The organism is Burkholderia sp. DN3021, assembly GCF_049805555.1.
Taxonomy (GTDB): Bacteria; Pseudomonadota; Gammaproteobacteria; order Burkholderiales; family Burkholderiaceae; genus Burkholderia; species Burkholderia pyrrocinia_C.
In genome coordinates this window covers 16,352-30,768 of sequence record NZ_JBNCAB010000004.1, presented here as the reverse complement: position 1 = coordinate 30,768, position 14,417 = coordinate 16,352, and the positions used below count along the sequence as shown (strand labels likewise).

Annotated in this window: 16 protein-coding genes and 1 pseudogene; 8 read left to right on the top strand and 9 right to left on the bottom strand. The window is 64.6% G+C overall.

Annotated features, from left to right (window positions below):
* Window positions 1-220: 220 nt before the first annotated feature.
* The 3 genes and pseudogenes from ACPUER_RS03455 to ACPUER_RS03445 form a co-directional block, all read right to left on the bottom strand.
* Window positions 221-520, bottom strand: coding sequence for a hypothetical protein (locus ACPUER_RS03455; RefSeq protein ID WP_425130352.1), 300 nt, complete (start codon window positions 518-520; stop codon window positions 221-223).
* 65 nt (window positions 521-585) lie between these two features.
* Window positions 586-726 (bottom strand): annotated as a pseudogene (locus ACPUER_RS03450) (Lrp/AsnC ligand binding domain-containing protein); the annotation flags it as partial.
* Between the two features lie 208 nt (window positions 727-934).
* Entirely contained in the window at window positions 935-1,801 is an 867-nt protein-coding gene (locus ACPUER_RS03445; protein ID WP_425130351.1) for a mechanosensitive ion channel family protein, read from the bottom strand.
* Window positions 1,802-2,128: 327 nt separating this feature from the next.
* Here ACPUER_RS03445 and ACPUER_RS03440 point away from each other — a divergent pair, with 327 nt between their 5' ends.
* Window positions 2,129-3,502 (top strand): M23 family metallopeptidase, encoded by a 1,374-nt coding sequence (locus ACPUER_RS03440; protein WP_425130350.1) that lies wholly within the window; start codon window positions 2,129-2,131, stop codon window positions 3,500-3,502.
* A 124-nt stretch (window positions 3,503-3,626) separates the two neighbouring features.
* On the opposite strand, the gene ACPUER_RS03435 is transcribed toward ACPUER_RS03440, so the two are convergent.
* The 4 genes from ACPUER_RS03435 to ACPUER_RS03420 all read right to left on the bottom strand — a co-directional run bounded on the left by ACPUER_RS03435 (window position 3,627) and on the right by ACPUER_RS03420 (window position 6,912).
* Window positions 3,627-4,466: an AraC family transcriptional regulator gene (locus ACPUER_RS03435; RefSeq protein ID WP_425130349.1), complete on the bottom strand. Its 840-nt coding sequence runs from the start codon at window positions 4,464-4,466 to the stop codon at window positions 3,627-3,629.
* A gap of 149 nt (window positions 4,467-4,615) precedes the next feature.
* A complete protein-coding gene (locus ACPUER_RS03430) occupies window positions 4,616-5,356 on the bottom strand; it encodes a fucose-binding lectin II (RefSeq protein WP_425130348.1) in 741 nt (246 codons plus the stop codon).
* Window positions 5,357-5,557: 201 nt separating this feature from the next.
* Window positions 5,558-6,391: a fucose-binding lectin II gene (locus ACPUER_RS03425; RefSeq protein ID WP_175746890.1), complete on the bottom strand. Its 834-nt coding sequence runs from the start codon at window positions 6,389-6,391 to the stop codon at window positions 5,558-5,560.
* A 131-nt stretch (window positions 6,392-6,522) separates the two neighbouring features.
* Window positions 6,523-6,912 (bottom strand): fucose-binding lectin II, encoded by a 390-nt coding sequence (locus tag ACPUER_RS03420; protein WP_034181081.1) that lies wholly within the window; start codon window positions 6,910-6,912, stop codon window positions 6,523-6,525.
* Window positions 6,913-7,848: 936 nt separating this feature from the next.
* Here ACPUER_RS03420 and leuA point away from each other — a divergent pair.
* From leuA to arsN2, 7 genes are all read left to right on the top strand, one after another.
* Window positions 7,849-9,558: a 2-isopropylmalate synthase gene (gene leuA / locus ACPUER_RS03415; protein WP_425130433.1), complete on the top strand. Its 1,710-nt coding sequence runs from the start codon at window positions 7,849-7,851 to the stop codon at window positions 9,556-9,558.
* A 138-nt stretch (window positions 9,559-9,696) separates the two neighbouring features.
* Complete coding sequence (locus ACPUER_RS03410) at window positions 9,697-10,104, top strand: peptide ABC transporter ATPase (protein ID WP_072438137.1); 408 nt, start codon at window positions 9,697-9,699, stop codon at window positions 10,102-10,104.
* A gap of 205 nt (window positions 10,105-10,309) precedes the next feature.
* Entirely contained in the window at window positions 10,310-10,645 is a 336-nt protein-coding gene (locus ACPUER_RS03405) for an ArsR/SmtB family transcription factor (RefSeq protein WP_072438139.1), read from the top strand.
* Between the two features lie 22 nt (window positions 10,646-10,667).
* Window positions 10,668-11,162 carry an arsenate reductase ArsC gene (locus tag ACPUER_RS03400; protein WP_425130347.1) on the top strand — a complete coding sequence of 165 codons (495 nt, stop codon included), beginning with the start codon at window positions 10,668-10,670 and terminating at the stop codon, window positions 11,160-11,162.
* A gap of 64 nt (window positions 11,163-11,226) precedes the next feature.
* Complete coding sequence (arsB, locus tag ACPUER_RS03395) at window positions 11,227-12,297, top strand: ACR3 family arsenite efflux transporter (protein WP_425130346.1); 1,071 nt, start codon at window positions 11,227-11,229, stop codon at window positions 12,295-12,297.
* A gap of 65 nt (window positions 12,298-12,362) precedes the next feature.
* Window positions 12,363-13,085, top strand: coding sequence for an arsenical resistance protein ArsH (gene arsH, locus ACPUER_RS03390; RefSeq protein WP_425130345.1), 723 nt, complete (start codon window positions 12,363-12,365; stop codon window positions 13,083-13,085).
* 113 nt (window positions 13,086-13,198) lie between these two features.
* Window positions 13,199-13,627, top strand: a complete 429-nt coding sequence (gene arsN2, locus ACPUER_RS03385; protein ID WP_425130344.1) for an arsenic resistance N-acetyltransferase ArsN2 — start codon at window positions 13,199-13,201, stop codon at window positions 13,625-13,627.
* Between the two features lie 16 nt (window positions 13,628-13,643).
* On the opposite strand, the gene ACPUER_RS03380 is transcribed toward arsN2, so the two are convergent.
* Together ACPUER_RS03380 and ACPUER_RS03375 are read right to left on the bottom strand one after the other, a co-directional pair.
* The gene (locus ACPUER_RS03380; RefSeq protein ID WP_310130464.1) at window positions 13,644-13,964 is read right to left on the bottom strand and encodes an XRE family transcriptional regulator; all 321 of its coding nucleotides are present in this window, start codon (window positions 13,962-13,964) and stop codon (window positions 13,644-13,646) included.
* Window positions 13,965-13,980: 16 nt separating this feature from the next.
* Window positions 13,981-14,298 carry a SymE family type I addiction module toxin gene (locus ACPUER_RS03375; protein WP_244137266.1) on the bottom strand — a complete coding sequence of 106 codons (318 nt, stop codon included), beginning with the start codon at window positions 14,296-14,298 and terminating at the stop codon, window positions 13,981-13,983.
* Window positions 14,299-14,417 lie beyond the last annotated feature (119 nt).

The following is a 14,417-nucleotide window of genomic DNA, read 5'->3' as shown; positions in this document are numbered from 1 at the left end:
GGCTGCGTGGAAGGAGGCCGCGCGCGACGCGTGTGGCGGTGGCGGGGTGGCAAGGGGCGCGTAATATAACCGAACTCGGACAACGTGTCGCACGCGAAAAATGTCCTTGTTTTTGTGGGGTTTTTCGCGTGTCCGGGTTTCCGGAATCGGGGTGTGCCGCGCCGGAAAACCGGCGGGAATTTGACGGTGCGGCGCTCGCGATTGGCGCGCCGCGATCCGCTCACTTCGCCGAATTGTTCCTGCAGAATTGCTCGTACGACAGCGCCGAATTCGCGAAGCCCTTTTGCTTCGCGAGTTCCCACGGGCGTTCGCATTGCTGCGTCTGTTCGCACCATGCGTAGCCGGCCGAGCCGATGCAGCCGTGCGCATCGCGATCGCCGCCGACCATTGGCGGCGCGGCCGGCGCGGAAGCGTCGATCGGCGCCGACGCATTGGCAGGCGCGGTGGATTGCGCCGCACAGGCGCTCAATGCGAACGCGATCGCGGCGGCAAGGGAGGCGGAGGGGACGAAACGTTGCATGGGGTCGTGCTCCATGGGATGGGTTTGAGGGAACGGAATGACGGCCTGCATGTTCATCGCACCGTTCATGCGTCCGGCACCGGCACGCGCGACGAGAACTTCACTTCGCGCAACGCGAGGCTCGACTGGATCGACGACACGCCGCCTTGCTTCCTCAGCACGCGCTCGACGAATTCCGCATACGCGTCGAGATCGGCCGCGACGACGAGATCGGCATCAACGCGGTGAACGTGCTGCTGGGTTTCGAAGGGCGCGCGTGAGCGCGCGCCGCAGGGCGACCTGAAGCATGGCGCGATCTCGGTGTTTACATACAAGAGCGGCAAGAAGACGCTGCTCGATATCGTGAAGATGTGACGACGAAGCCGGGGTGCGCCGCGCGTCACGCGCGGTTGCGCGCCCCGATGTCGTTACACGTTATGCCCGTACGCGCACGCTTTCCGCGCGACGTTCCGCGTCGTGCACGATGTGCAGCTCGCGCGTGCGGATCGGCAGCGTGCAGTCCGCATCGGCGAGCGCCTTGCGCACCTGGCGCGCGAGGCGCCAGCGCATCGCCCAGAAGTTGTCGGTATGCGTCCACACGCGCATGTTCGCGACGGCCGTGCTGTCGTCGAAGCGCATCACCATCACGTCCGGCGCGGGATCCTGCAGCACGTCGGGATCGGCTTCGGCCAGTGCGCGCAGCGCGTCGAGCGCGCGATCGATATCGTCATGCACGGACACTTCGACTTCGAGATCGAGGCGGCGCGTCGGATTGCGCGTGTAGTTGCGGATCGAGCTGCCCCACAGCGCGCTGTTCGGCACGAATTCGCAGATGCCGTCCGGCTTCGTCAGCCGCGTCATGAACAGCCCGACCTCGTCGACGGTGCCCGCGACGCCCGTGCCGCCGTCGATATAGTCGCCGACCTTGAACGGCCGCAGCAGCAGAAGCATGATGCCGGCCGCGATGTTCTGCATCGTGCCCTGCAGCGCGAGTGCGATCGCGAGGCCGGCCGCGCCGAGCACCGCGACGATGCTCGCGGTTTCGACGCCGAGCTGCGACAGCGCGCCGACGATCGCGACGATGCGGATACCCCACACGGCGACGTCGCAGAGAATCGGCCGCAGCGTGTCGTCGACGCGCTCCTTGTTCGAGAGCAGCCGGTTCAGCCAGTTGCCGACGCGTTTCGACAGCCACCAGCCCGCGACGAGCAGCGCAAGGCCGGCGGACAGCTTGATGGAAAGGGTGGACAGCGCGTTCCACAGGAACGTCCAGCGTTCCGGATGAAGATGATCGAGAAACATGACGGGATTCCGGTTTGAAGACACATGGCGCGACGCGCAGCGCTTCCGTCTCGGTCGGAAAGGCTTGCGATCGCGCGGGCAGCCCTCGACTGTACACGGCACGCGATGTTTCGCGCGAATGCATGAGGTCGAATTGCCCTGTCGTCGGACGGCGAAATCGCGATTTCGTTCTAGTACTAATCGACTGTTCCATAAAATAGGACTAGTCCTATTCAGCGGTTTCAAGCACGCCGATACACTCGGTTTCAAGTTGCCGGATCGCGACGATCGTTCGTCCGCGATACCCGGTCCTTTCCCGATTTTTCATTGATAGCGAGTGACGACGTCATGCGGTTGAACCAGCGTTTCCGTCTCGCACGCGAACAAGGTCAACCCGCCCGACGCGGCGTTCGCTGTTTCCCGATTCGCCGTGTGCTGCTGTACGGTTTCGTCGCGGCGACCTGCGTCGCCGGCGCACACGGTGCGGCAGCACAGGCGTTTCACGGCGCCGCGCCGTTTACGCCCGTGACGGCGGAAACGGCAGACCTTGTCGACGTGCCTTTTTTCAGTTCCGCCCGGACGATGTGGGGCGGCTTGCGTGCATCGTCGGCGGCGCCGCTCGACGTCGCGTACGCATCGCATGCGTCGAACCTGCCGACGGGTGCCGATCGCGACGATTCCGTTGCCCGCTTCGGCGCATGCGTGGCCTACCGCGTGCTCTGCGATGCGGCGCGCGGTGCGATCGAACGTGGCTACGCGACGCGGTTCGCCTACGGCATTGCATCGCCGTTGCCGTCGATGGGCGCGCAGCCGGCATTCGAGCGGGGCTCCGTCGATCTGGCGTCGGCCGAGCCGTTCATGCTCGCAACGCCGGATCGCGGCACGCGCGCCGGTGCGATTACCGGCAGCCTGCGGGCGTCGCTGGCGCGCGCCGAACTGCCTGCCGGCGTCGCGGCGCAGGTCGTCCGTTTGCTGGCCGGGCGCATCGACCCGAAGCAGCACGGCGCGATCGGCGACACCTTCCGCGTGGCATTCGAACCGGACGACGACGCGACGCTGCCGGGCGGCGTGCGCGTGACGGCGCTCGACGTGCGCTTTCGCGGCCAGCAGGTGGCGGGCGTGTGGTTTGCGCCCGACGCAGGCTCGCCGGGCGCGTATTACGACCTCGACGGCGTGCCGCTCGCCGGTGCGCATTTCGCGATGCCGGTCGCCGCGACGCGGATCAGCTCGCAGTTCGGCGCGCGCGTGCATCCGGTGACCGGCGCGCGCCACGTGCATTCCGGCGTCGATCTGGCTGCGCCGACGGGCCGTGCCGTCCATGCGTCGGAGAACGGCGTCGTGTCGTTCATCGGCACCGAGCCGCGCGGCTACGGCAAGTACGTGGTGATTCGTCACGACGGCGGCTATGCGTCGTACTACGCGCACCTGTCGGCGTTCGAGCCGACGCTGCGAACCGGCACGCGCGTCGAGCGCGGCCAGCGTGTCGGCGCCGTCGGCAGTACGGGGACCGCGACCGGCCCGCATCTGCATTTCGAGGTCCGGCGGCATGACCGTCTCGTCGATCCGGTCGCGCTCGTGCAGGCAGCCAAAGCGGCGAAGCTGAATGGCGAGCGGCGTGTCGCGTTCAACCGCGTAGCCCTCGATGCGCGCACGCGTCTGGCCTCGGCCACGTGGTCGCAGCCTGTCGCGATGTCGACGCCTGCCGCATCGCATGCCGGCTGACCGCTGATCGTGGACCGTTGACCGTTGACCGGACGTCGGCCACGCCGGCCGGCATCGTTGCCGGCGCGCATCGACGTGCGCGCCGGCGTTCAAGCGGCCGGGCAGATCGGCGCAGACAGCCAACTCACGCGGATTTTTCTACAGGCAACCAGATTTCGAGCACGCCGGTGCCCGTCACCGGATCGTAGTCCTCGCTGTAGCGTTCGAACTCGGGCGCGTCCACCGCGTTGAACCCCGACGTCGGCAGCCAGCCGTTCCAGATGCTGTAGAAGGTCTGGTGAAGCGTGGAGATATGCCCGCTGTGTTCGAAGACCGCATAACGTTGCGGTTCGAGTTCGACGCAACGAAATGGCGCGGGCAACCGGTCGCGACTCTTGACCTCCACGCCCGCAATGTATTCGAAGCTGCCATCCGCATCCGGGTTGCAGCACACGCCATACGTTACGCCGCCGACCTGGCCGGGGATGTTGCCGATATACGGGATGAAGGCTTGCCAGAGCGCCGGAATCCCTTCATTGGTTTCAAAGGTATACCGGCTGCTCATGCCCGCGATCAACTGCCTTTCGGGGGCTTCGAAGCGCGATGGCGTAACGGCGATGATTTTCAGCTCTTTCATGCGAAGCGGCTCCACAAGAGACAACCCGTCGAGAGTGCGCCGTGCCCGCACGTCTTCCGGCGTGACGCCGAAAAGATCGCGGAAGGCGCGCGTAAACGCCTCATGGGAGCCATATCCGGCATCGAGTGCCACGTGAAGGATGTCCGGCGCGCCTTGCGCCAATGCCCGCGCCGCACGCGTCAGCCGCCTCGACCGGACATAGCGCATCACCGGCCAGCCGGTATTCATCGAGAACAGGCGCGAAAAACCGAAGCGCGTCATGTCGCAATCGGCGGAAATCCTGTCGAGTGTCAGTTCCCTGTCCAGTTCGGTTTCGATAAACCAGAGCGCTTTTCCAACCGGGTTCATGGTGTGCCAATGAAGGTGTCGGGCGGACTATATGGTATCGATGGCGGGGGCATTTGATCGTTCTTGCGACACGCGGCTTGGCCTGGCGGGCGCGCTCAAGCAAATCGCCACGCCGGGCGGCGTGGCGATGGTCGGCAGGATTCTGCTGCTTAACCGATCGGCCAGTTCAGGATCGCAATCCCGTCGTTATAGTCGCCGTCCGTACCGTCCTCCGATCCGACCAGCCCGAAGTAGGTCTTCTTGAAGATGTCGACCTGCCGCGAGCCGATCTTCGACGGCTTGCCGTTCGCCGTCACGACCACCCGCACCTTCCCCTTGCCGGAGTTCACGATCTGCGTGTTCAGGTTCGCGTCCTGCGTGCCGGCGCCCTGGAACGTCGCGGCCGGTTTCGGGTTGTCGTCGACGAACACCTCGATCGTCTGCTGTGCGGAAGAGTTGACGAGCGCCGTCACGCCGAACGCGATGTTCGGCGGCAGGTTGAAGATGCCGTCGCGTTCGCCGCCGGCATTCGTCGCGGGGTCGGGCTGCGCGGGTTGCGGTTGCGCAGTCGCTTTCGCGAAGTACGTGACCACCGCACCGATGCCGAACTTCGCGGCAGCGCCCGGCAGCACGCCGGGTGCACCGGCCCACGTCACCGTGCAGGCGACCACCTGCCCCGTGGCATCGGTCTTGACCTTGTTCTGCCAGTTGCTGATGTCGAAGCTGTACGGCACGGTGGAGAGGTCGACGAACACGTCGTATTGCGGCAGCTTCTCCACGAGCTGCGCGTTCATGAACTGACGCATCCGGTCGAGCACCGCCTGATCGCCGCCGGATTGCGCGGCAGTCGCGTCGTTGCCGGCGAGTTGCAGCAGCGCGTACAGATCGTCATGGGTAAACGGTTGTGGCATGTCGTCCTCGTCGTAATGGAAGGTCTCGCGTCGCGCGGCCGACGAATCGGTTTCGCCGTGTCGCGCGCGGAGCAAAGCGTGGGTCAGTCGTGACTGCCCGAATGATTCGCAATGCGTGGTTGGCCCCTGTCGCCATTGCGATACCGAAAGCGGCGCGCAATCCATGCCGCGCCGTGCGTCCCTGTTATTGACGTCCGTCGATCAGCCCAGCGGCCAGTTCAGGAACACGATGCCGTCGTTGTAGTCGTCGTCCGCGCCGTCTTCCGACCCGACGATCCCGAAAAACGACTTCTTGAAGATGTCGACCTGTCGCGAGCCGAGCCGCGACGGCTTGCCGTTCACCGTCACGATCACGCGCACGCGGCCCTTGCCGGAGTCGAGTACCTTCGTGCCGAGGTTCTGGTCTTGCACGCCCGCGCCCTTGAACGTGGCGGCCGGCTTCGGGTTGTCGTCGATGTAGATGTCGATCGTCTGGTCGTTCGACGCGTTGGTGAGCGCGGTGACGCCGAACTTGATGTTGGCCGGGAGATTGAACGTGCCGTCGCGTTCGCCGCCGCCGCCGATGTTGCCGGCGCCGCCGGTTCCGCTACCGGTTTCGGCGCCCTGATTCCCGCCGGATTGCGACGACGATTGCGCGACGGCGTTACCGATTGCGGAAATGCTCGCGTACGAGTCGATATGCATCGCGCTGCCGCGCACGCTTTTCCACTGGCCTTTCACGAACGTCACGCCGCTGCCGACGTCGATCGTCGCGACGAGCGTGAACGGCATGCGCCCGGTGCTTTCGGGCACTTTGGACGAATAGGTGAAGCAGCCGTCCGCGACGACGCCCTTATCGGTCGCGATCGCGAAATAGATGCCGGGGAAGTTGTTGCCGGTCGCGTACGGCGTCGGCACGTTGAGCGTGACGAGCAGCTTGCCGTCGCGAATGTTTGCCTGCTCTTTCGCAAGGTCGATATGCAGGCCCGGAATGTCGACGTAAGTCTCGGACGTGACGACGGGCGCGCTGTTGATCGATGCCGAAATGATGGGCATGGCGGTCTCCTGAAGGCGAAACGGGTTTGGATTGAGTGGCTTCGCGTTTTCGATGCGGAACCGCCGGGCCTCCTTGCAGGCGGCCCGGCGGTCATCGGTCATCGGTCATCGGTCAATCGGCGGGCGGCCGATCAGCCGATCGGCCATTGCAGCACGACGATGCCGTCGTTGTAGTCGCTGTCGTGGCCGTCTTCCGACACGACGATCCCGAAGTTGACCGTGAACGGCGAGCCGTCCGATTTCTTGCCATTGATCGGCGCGAGGCGTGCGTCGGTGGCCGACGGCTTGCCGTTTACCGACACCTCGAAGCGGATCTTGCCGTTGCCGGAATTCAGCGTGGTTTCGCGCGGGCCGTCGCGCGTGGTCAGCTTGTGATAAGCGGCGGGTTCCTTGCTGTCGCCGATAAACAGCTTGATGTGCTGCTGTTCGGCGGCATTCGCGAAGAAAATCGCGCGGAAATCGGTATTCGGCGGAATCGAAAATTCGCCGGCGCGATTGGATGACGTTTGAGAATCGGCCATGCTTTCCTCCTGAAGATCAGTAAGTAAGGCGTCTCCCCGCGTCTCGCAAACGTTTGCCGTTTGAAACGCGGTTCGACAAGCATGTCGAAAAATAAATAAGAAAATATTCAGATGAGAATGGGAATTGTTCAGTAAGTCGAAAACCAAGGTGAATCGATTTAATGAAACATGTTTAATCGAGGATGTTTTTATATATTCCGGAAACTATGCCGGCGCGCGTGTCGTTTTTCTGAATAGTGCGCGGTACAGGCGGATCGGCTGCGGTGCAATCGGGCTTCGGGGCGAGCGCTCGGTGTTCGCATCTGGCAGCGTTCGTTTCAACATCAGCATCTCTGTCGTGGCCGCGCCCACCGGCCACCACCGAACGCCCACGCCGAAGCCCGATCGCAAGAGAAGGGTGCGCGGCGACCGGCGAAGAGGATGGACCGACTCACTCCGAACATGAATAGGGCCTCACCGGCGCCGCACCCATGAAGCATATCGACGGACGAGGCCGCCGCCTATCGGACGGGACTGATTTTGCAGGCGGCGTGGCCATGCGATGCACGCGCGCCCCGTTGACAGCTCCCTCCACCCTGTGATCTGATTCCGGCCATGCAAGCCCCCCAGCCCCTCTTCTCGCTACGACTACTAGCCCGTTGTTCCGGGCTGGGTCTGCGGCTGCGCGCTTTCCATCTGCTTCTTTCCTGAAGCGCCAGATTTCCCCCGTATCACCGACCTGGCCCCGGTTGTCGACCGGCGCCTGAGTTCGTCTTTTCTCCGTATCGCTCCGCTCCGTCCCCGGTCGCCCAATCGTCAAGGCTGTCGTTCGCCGTACCGCTTTGCCGTTGTGCCGCTTTTTTACCGCTTTGATCGCTGCGTGCGCAGCCGGCCTCCGCTGCTGAAGGCCGCCGCGCCGCGGTTTCCTGACAAACCGACCGAGGACCGAACATCATGATGCTGAAGAACCCTGCAACGAAGTACCGGCCGTTCACGCCCGTCAACCTGCCGAACCGCACGTGGCCGTCGCGCACCATCACGCACGCGCCGATCTGGATGAGCACCGACCTGCGCGACGGCAACCAGGCGCTGTTCGAGCCGATGGACGCGGCGCGCAAGATGCGGATGTTCAAGACGCTCGTCGCGATCGGTTTCAAGGAGATCGAGGTGGCGTTCCCGTCGGCGTCCGAGACCGACTTCAACTTCGTGCGCGAACTGGTCGAAGGCGGCCACATTCCCGACGACGTGACGATCGAGGTGCTGACGCAGGCGCGCGACGATCTGATCGAGCGCACCTTCGAATCGCTGCGCGGCGCGAAGCGCGCGATCGTGCACCTGTACAACGCGACCGCGCCGGAATTCCGCAAGATCGTGTTCGGCCTCGACCGCGACGGCGTGAAGCAGCTCGCGGTGAATGCGGCGCGCACGATCAAGCGCTGCGCCGATGCAGCGACCGACACGCAGTTCACGCTGCAGTACAGCCCGGAAACGTTTACGGCGACCGAGCTCGACTTCGCGAAGGAAGTCTGCGACGCCGTGTTCGACGTATGGCAGCCGACGCCCGAGCACAAGGCGATCGTGAACCTGCCGGCGACTGTCGAGGTCGGCACGCCGAACTTCTATGCGGACCAGATCGAATGGATGCACCGCAACCTCGCGCGTCGCGACGCGCTGATCCTGTCCGTGCATCCGCACAACGACCGCGGCACCGCGGTCGCGGCGGCCGAGCTCGCGGTGATGGCCGGTGCCGACCGGATCGAGGGCTGCCTGTTCGGCAACGGCGAGCGTACCGGCAACGTCGATCTCGTGACGCTCGCGCTGAACCTGTACACGCAGGGCGTCGATCCGGGCCTCGATTTCTCGCAGATCAACGAAGTCGCGCGCACCGCCGAGGAATGCACGCAGTTGCCGATCCATCCGCGTCATCCGTACGTCGGCGACCTCGTGTTCACCGCATTCTCCGGGTCGCACCAGGATGCGATCAAGAAGGGCTTCGCGGTGCAGCGCGCCGATGCCGTGTGGGAAATGCCGTATCTGCCGATCGATCCGAGCGATCTCGGCCGCACGTACGATTCGATCATTCGCGTGAACAGCCAGTCGGGCAAGGGCGGCATCGCGTACCTGCTCGAACAGGGTTATGGCGTCGCGCTGCCGCGTCGCCTGCAGGTCGACTTCAGCGCGGCCGTGCAGCGCCTGACCGACGACAGCGGGCACGAGGTGACGAGCGCGCAGATCTGGTCGCTGTTCCAGCAGGAATACGTGGAGGGCGACGCGCCGCTGCGCTATGTCGGCCATGAACTGTCGGAGCGCGACGGCCGCGAGACGATCGTGCTGACCGCCGACGTGCACGGTGAGCGCCGCGTGCTGCGCGGTGAAGGCAACGGCCCGCTCGACGCGCTGATGCATGCGTTGCGCACGCCGCTGCGAATCCAGCACTACGAGGAACGCGCGCTGTCGCAGGGCGCCGATGCGAAGGCGATCGCGATCGCGGAACTGGCCGGTTCGGGCGTGCGCGGCAGCGCGTTCGGTGTGGGCATCGATGCGAACCTGACGACCGCGTCGATTCGCGCGGTGATCAGCGGCGTCAACCGCGCGTATGCGCGGGCGGACGAAGCGGCGCAGGCGACGTTCTTTGGCGGGCAGGCGGCGGTGAAGGCCGTCGCGTAAGCGGGATGGTGACGGCCGCGCCGGCGGGGCGGTGCGGCCTGACAAACCTGACAGGAGATGACTTCACGCAACGGGCGTATCGTGCTAGCGGCGCGCGCGGGGCCATTTTCCCGCGCCCATCACCATGAGGAATGCGTCATGTCGAAGCTCGATGCCCTGCGGGGCGACATCAAGGGGCAGGCCCAGGAAGCGGATCGCCACAACCTGGTTCGGCCGGACGTAAACGGTGCGCTGTGGGCGCGCGGCCTGACGACCAAGCGGGTGGCCGACCTGTTCCGGACGCTGCCGGGCTTGCCGGGTCACTGGATGCAGTTGCAGAACGAGGTCAACGCCGGGAATCGCTACTTCTACGGCGGCATCCAGAACGGCAGCGTGACGACCGAGGAAGGGAAGGCGCTGATCCGCTGGATCGCCAAGTCGGTCGTGAGCGCGGCCGAGAAGGCGTCGTTCGACTTCCCGCTGCAGCAACTGCGCTTCACGGCCGATATGGGCTGGCTCAAGCTGCAGCGCGTGTCGGGGCGCGTGATGGTGTTCTCGCAACCGTGAGCCGTGCGTCGAACCCGATGCTGACGGCCCGGGGAGCGCATCGGGACGTGCATCGGGAAGCGCGCGGCGCGTAGTTGAAGGCCGGGCTGTCGTCGGGTGAAGGGTTCGCCCGCTGGCGCAGTCGTTTTGTTTGTCCCCGTTCATTGGCCGCCGCTTCATCTCGAGGTGGCTTCTCGGAATTCGATATTTCGATTATTATCGAATAATGGAAACGAACCAGACCATCGCCGCGCTCTCGGCACTCGCACACGAATCCCGACTCGCCGTCTTCCGCACGCTCGTGCAGGCGGGACCGCAAGGTCTGCCGGCCGGGCAGATCGCCACGCTGCTGAATGTACCGCCTTCATCGTTGTCCTTTCATCTGAAGGAGCTGGCCCATGCAGCGCTCGTCACGAGCCGGCAGGAAGGCCGCTTCGTCATCTATGGCGCGAACTTCGCGACGATGAACGGCTTGCTGGCCTATCTCACGGAGAACTGCTGCGGCGGCAATCCGTGCTCGCCGGTGTCCGCGTGTTCGACGTCCGGCCCGCAACCTTGCTGAAGCGCCTTCGCATACCTCGCTCATGACCACGAACGTCCTGATCCTCTGTACCCACAACTCCGCGCGCAGCGTGCTCGCGGAAGGCATGCTCAATCATTGGGCCGCGAAGCTCGGCAAGGACGTGCGCGCGTACAGCGCCGGCAGTGCGCCGAGTGGCCGGCTCAATCCGTTCGCGCTGGAAGCGCTGACGAACGCCGGTGTCGACGTAAGCGGTTACCGCAGCAAGAGCTGGGACGAATTCACGGGCGACGGCGCGCCTGAAATGCGCGTCGTCATCACGGTGTGCGACAGCGCGGCCGCGGAGGCGTGCCCGTACTGGCCCGGCAGCCCCGTCAAAGTGCATTGGGGTTATGCCGATCCGTCGAACGCGGTGGGCGGCGACGAAGGCAAGCGGCTCGCGTTCGAACTCGCGCGCCAGGCGATCGGCTACCGGATGCTGCAATTGCTGGCGCTGCCGCTCGATCGCATGAGCAACGCCGAACTCCAGGCGGCACTGACCGAGATTTCCCGGAGCTGACCGTTCGCATGGCGGCCGGCCGAATTCACCGGCCGCCGGCAACTTCGAGGCCGATACCCGTCCAATGAACACGTCCAACGCCGCTCCGCCGGAGCAGGCTGTCGCCAAGCCTTCCATCAACTTCTTCGAACGCTATCTGACCGTCTGGGTGGCGCTTTGCATCGTCGCCGGCGTCGCGCTCGGCCAGGCGCTGCCCGGCCTGTTCCAGCAGATCGGCCGGATGGAATACGCGCAGGTCAATCTGCCGGTCGGATTGCTGATCTGGGTGATGATCATCCCGATGCTCGTCAAGGTCGACTTCGGCGCGCTGCATGAAGTGCGTCATCACGTGAAGGGCATCGGTGTCACGCTCGTCGTGAACTGGCTCGTCAAGCCGTTCTCGATGGCGTTCCTCGGCTGGCTGTTCATCCGGCATCTGTTCGCGCCGATGCTGCCGGCCGATCAGCTCGACAGCTACATCGCAGGCCTGATCCTGCTGGCCGCCGCGCCGTGCACGGCGATGGTCTTTGTATGGAGCCGGCTGACGGGCGGCGATCCGCTGTTCACGCTGTCGCAGGTCGCGCTGAACGACAGCATCATGGTGATCGCGTTCGCGCCGCTGGTCGGCCTGCTGCTGGGGATGTCGGCGATATCCGTGCCGTGGGCGACGCTGCTCACGTCGGTCGTGCTCTATATCGTGATCCCGGTGATCCTCGCGCAGCTTTGGCGCAAGCGGCTGCTCGCGAACGGGCAGGCGGCGTTCGATGCCGCGATGGCCAAGATCGGCCCGTGGTCGATCGCCGCATTGCTGGCCACGCTCGTGCTGCTGTTCGCGTTCCAGGGCGAAGCGATCCTGAAGCAGCCGCTGGTGATCGCGTTGCTCGCGGTGCCGATCCTGATCCAGGTGTTTTTCAACTCGGCGCTCGCTTACTGGCTCAATCGCGCCGTGGGCGAGAAGCACAACATCGCGTGTCCGTCGGCGCTGATCGGCGCGTCCAATTTCTTCGAGCTGGCGGTCGCGGCTGCGATCAGCCTGTTCGGTTTTCATTCCGGCGCGGCGCTGGCCACCGTCGTCGGCGTGCTGATCGAAGTGCCGGTCATGTTGCTGGTGGTGCGCATTGTGAACCGGTCGAAGGGCTGGTACGAACGTGCTTGAGCAAACGGGAGAATCCATCTGCATGAACTACGTCACGATTCACTGCGATCACGCGGAGGGTACGCATGTCTGACCGTCTGGATGACCTGCCGCAACTCGACGTCGAATCGTTCCACGTGCCGGATGCCGGCCAGTTGCGGCCGGCGGTGCCGTCGACGCATCCGCCCCGGTTCCTGCTTTTGTACGGCTCGCTGCGCGAGCGTTCGTTCAGCCGCCTGCTGATCGAGGAAGCCGCGCGCCTGCTCACGGCGATGGGCGCCGAAGTGCGCGTGTTCAATCCGAGCGGCCTGCCGCTGCCCGACGATGCGCCCGAGAGTCATCCGAAGGTCGTCGAATTGCGCGAACTGGTGCAATGGTCGGAAGGCATGGTGTGGTGCTCGCCGGAGCGGCACGGCGCGATGACCGGCATCATGAAAGCGCAGATCGACTGGATTCCGCTGTCGATGGGTGCCGTTCGCCCGACCCAGGGCAAGACGCTCGCCGTCATGCAGGTCAGCGGCGGCTCGCAATCGTTCAATGCGGTGAACCAGATGCGCGTGCTCGGACGCTGGATGCGCATGCTGACCATCCCGAACCAGTCGTCGGTGGCGAAGGCATTCGCGGAATTCGACGAGGCAGGGCGGATGAAGCCGTCGGCTTATTTCGATCGCGTGGTGGATGTGCTGGAGGAACTGGTCAAGTTCACGCTGCTGACGCGGGATATCGGGCCTTATCTGGTGGATCGATACAGCGAGCGGAAGGAAAGCGCGGAGGAACTGTCGAAGCGCGTCAATCAGCGCAGCATCTGACGCGCCCCGGTGCGGCACCCATGACGGTCCATAGCGGATCGTCGGCCACGTGCGCCTCGGCGCTCGCGAATCACTACCGCCTGAAAAGACTCCACCTTTCGAGGATCGGCATCATGCAACTACGCGCTGCGGCGGCATCCGATCTGGTCTCGATAGAGGCCCTGCTTCGTGCCTCCGACTTACCTGTTGCCGGTGTAGCGGATCACTTGCCGAATTTCACAGTGGCCGTTGACGCCCGGACCATCATTGCATGCGGCGGTATCGAACACTACGGCAACTTCGCGCTGATCCGTTCGATTGCCGTCGCTGCGCAAGCGCGCGGGGGCGGACTGGGAAAGACGATCGTTTCGCGCTTGCTGGCGGAATGCCGCAGTCGCGCGGTCGAAGCGGTAGCGTTGCGCACGACCACGGCGGAGCGCTATTTTGCTCGGCAGGGTTTTGTGCGCATTATGCTCAGTGACGTGCCTGGACCGCTGCTATCGTCCGGTCAGTTCGCAGGTGTGTGCCCGGCATCTGCGGCCATCATGCTGAAGGTGATTTAGTCGAACGATTCCCGCTTTACTTCGCAACGGTAACGCCTGCCGACCGCGAGTGCCCCGCAGGCCGCACCACGATTTCCACATGCTGATCAAACGACACCAGCGTCTGCATCAGCAACTCCAGCGAAACGTTCCGAAGCCTGTCGCGCTGCTCCGGGGTGACCACCGGCCGGGCCATCTCCGCGAGCGCCGCAGTCTCGGCCTCGCACAGCCCATACGAGGCGATCAGTGCGTTGAGTTTCAGCGCGAGCGCGGACTTGGCCGACAGTACCCCTGCGTCGTCGAAATCGGGGTCGAGCGGCACGTTGTCAGTGTCTTGATGCGAGTCGTTGCGATTCATTGCGCGTCTCCCGCCATCAACGAAAACTGCCGGTGTCCCGTTGCGGGATCGACATCGGGAAAGCGTCCTGCCCGACAGGGGCGCCGTCTCTTTCGTCCATCATCGGCGTGATCACCAGCCGACCGTGCGTCACGTCGAGCTGCAAGCGCTGCCCGGGCTCGAAACCCGCTGCCTCGATCCATCGGCCGGACAGCTTCATCCACAGATACAGCACGGGCGGTGCCCTGTCGGCGAACCGGAGGTGCGGAATGGTGCGGCGATGTCGAGCGGACGCTCGAGCCGTGACGAAACAATCGTTGAAAACTGCCGGTGCGTTATGATTCGCGTCAGCCATGGTTGACTCCTTGCTGAAGTTGGCTGTGGTCAGCGGGTCGTGGGTGCTCCTACACTCACGGCCCGCGCTCGTTTGCGCGAGGATTTCAATCCGCATGCCCTCGCATTGCGAATGATCGG

Excerpts from the sequence above, each read along its gene's own strand:
- ACPUER_RS03455 (WP_425130352.1), bottom strand. The coding sequence starts at position 520 with ATGCAACGTTTCGTCCCCTCCGCCTCCCTTGCCGCCGCGATCGCGTTC.
- ACPUER_RS03445 (WP_425130351.1), bottom strand. The coding sequence starts at position 1,801 with ATGTTTCTCGATCATCTTCATCCGGAACGCTGGACGTTCCTGTGGAAC.
- ACPUER_RS03440 (WP_425130350.1), top strand. The coding sequence starts at position 2,129 with ATGCGGTTGAACCAGCGTTTCCGTCTCGCACGCGAACAAGGTCAACCC.
- ACPUER_RS03435 (WP_425130349.1), bottom strand. The coding sequence starts at position 4,466 with ATGAACCCGGTTGGAAAAGCGCTCTGGTTTATCGAAACCGAACTGGAC.
- ACPUER_RS03430 (WP_425130348.1), bottom strand. The coding sequence starts at position 5,356 with ATGCCACAACCGTTTACCCATGACGATCTGTACGCGCTGCTGCAACTC.
- ACPUER_RS03425 (WP_175746890.1), bottom strand. The coding sequence starts at position 6,391 with ATGCCCATCATTTCGGCATCGATCAACAGCGCGCCCGTCGTCACGTCC.
- ACPUER_RS03420 (WP_034181081.1), bottom strand. The coding sequence starts at position 6,912 with ATGGCCGATTCTCAAACGTCATCCAATCGCGCCGGCGAATTTTCGATT.
- leuA (WP_425130433.1), top strand. The coding sequence starts at position 7,849 with ATGCTGAAGAACCCTGCAACGAAGTACCGGCCGTTCACGCCCGTCAAC.
- ACPUER_RS03410 (WP_072438137.1), top strand. The coding sequence starts at position 9,697 with ATGTCGAAGCTCGATGCCCTGCGGGGCGACATCAAGGGGCAGGCCCAG.
- ACPUER_RS03405 (WP_072438139.1), top strand. The coding sequence starts at position 10,310 with ATGGAAACGAACCAGACCATCGCCGCGCTCTCGGCACTCGCACACGAA.
- ACPUER_RS03400 (WP_425130347.1), top strand. The coding sequence starts at position 10,668 with ATGACCACGAACGTCCTGATCCTCTGTACCCACAACTCCGCGCGCAGC.
- arsB (WP_425130346.1), top strand. The coding sequence starts at position 11,227 with ATGAACACGTCCAACGCCGCTCCGCCGGAGCAGGCTGTCGCCAAGCCT.
- arsH (WP_425130345.1), top strand. The coding sequence starts at position 12,363 with ATGTCTGACCGTCTGGATGACCTGCCGCAACTCGACGTCGAATCGTTC.
- arsN2 (WP_425130344.1), top strand. The coding sequence starts at position 13,199 with ATGCAACTACGCGCTGCGGCGGCATCCGATCTGGTCTCGATAGAGGCC.
- ACPUER_RS03380 (WP_310130464.1), bottom strand. The coding sequence starts at position 13,964 with ATGAATCGCAACGACTCGCATCAAGACACTGACAACGTGCCGCTCGAC.
- ACPUER_RS03375 (WP_244137266.1), bottom strand. The coding sequence starts at position 14,298 with ATGGCTGACGCGAATCATAACGCACCGGCAGTTTTCAACGATTGTTTC.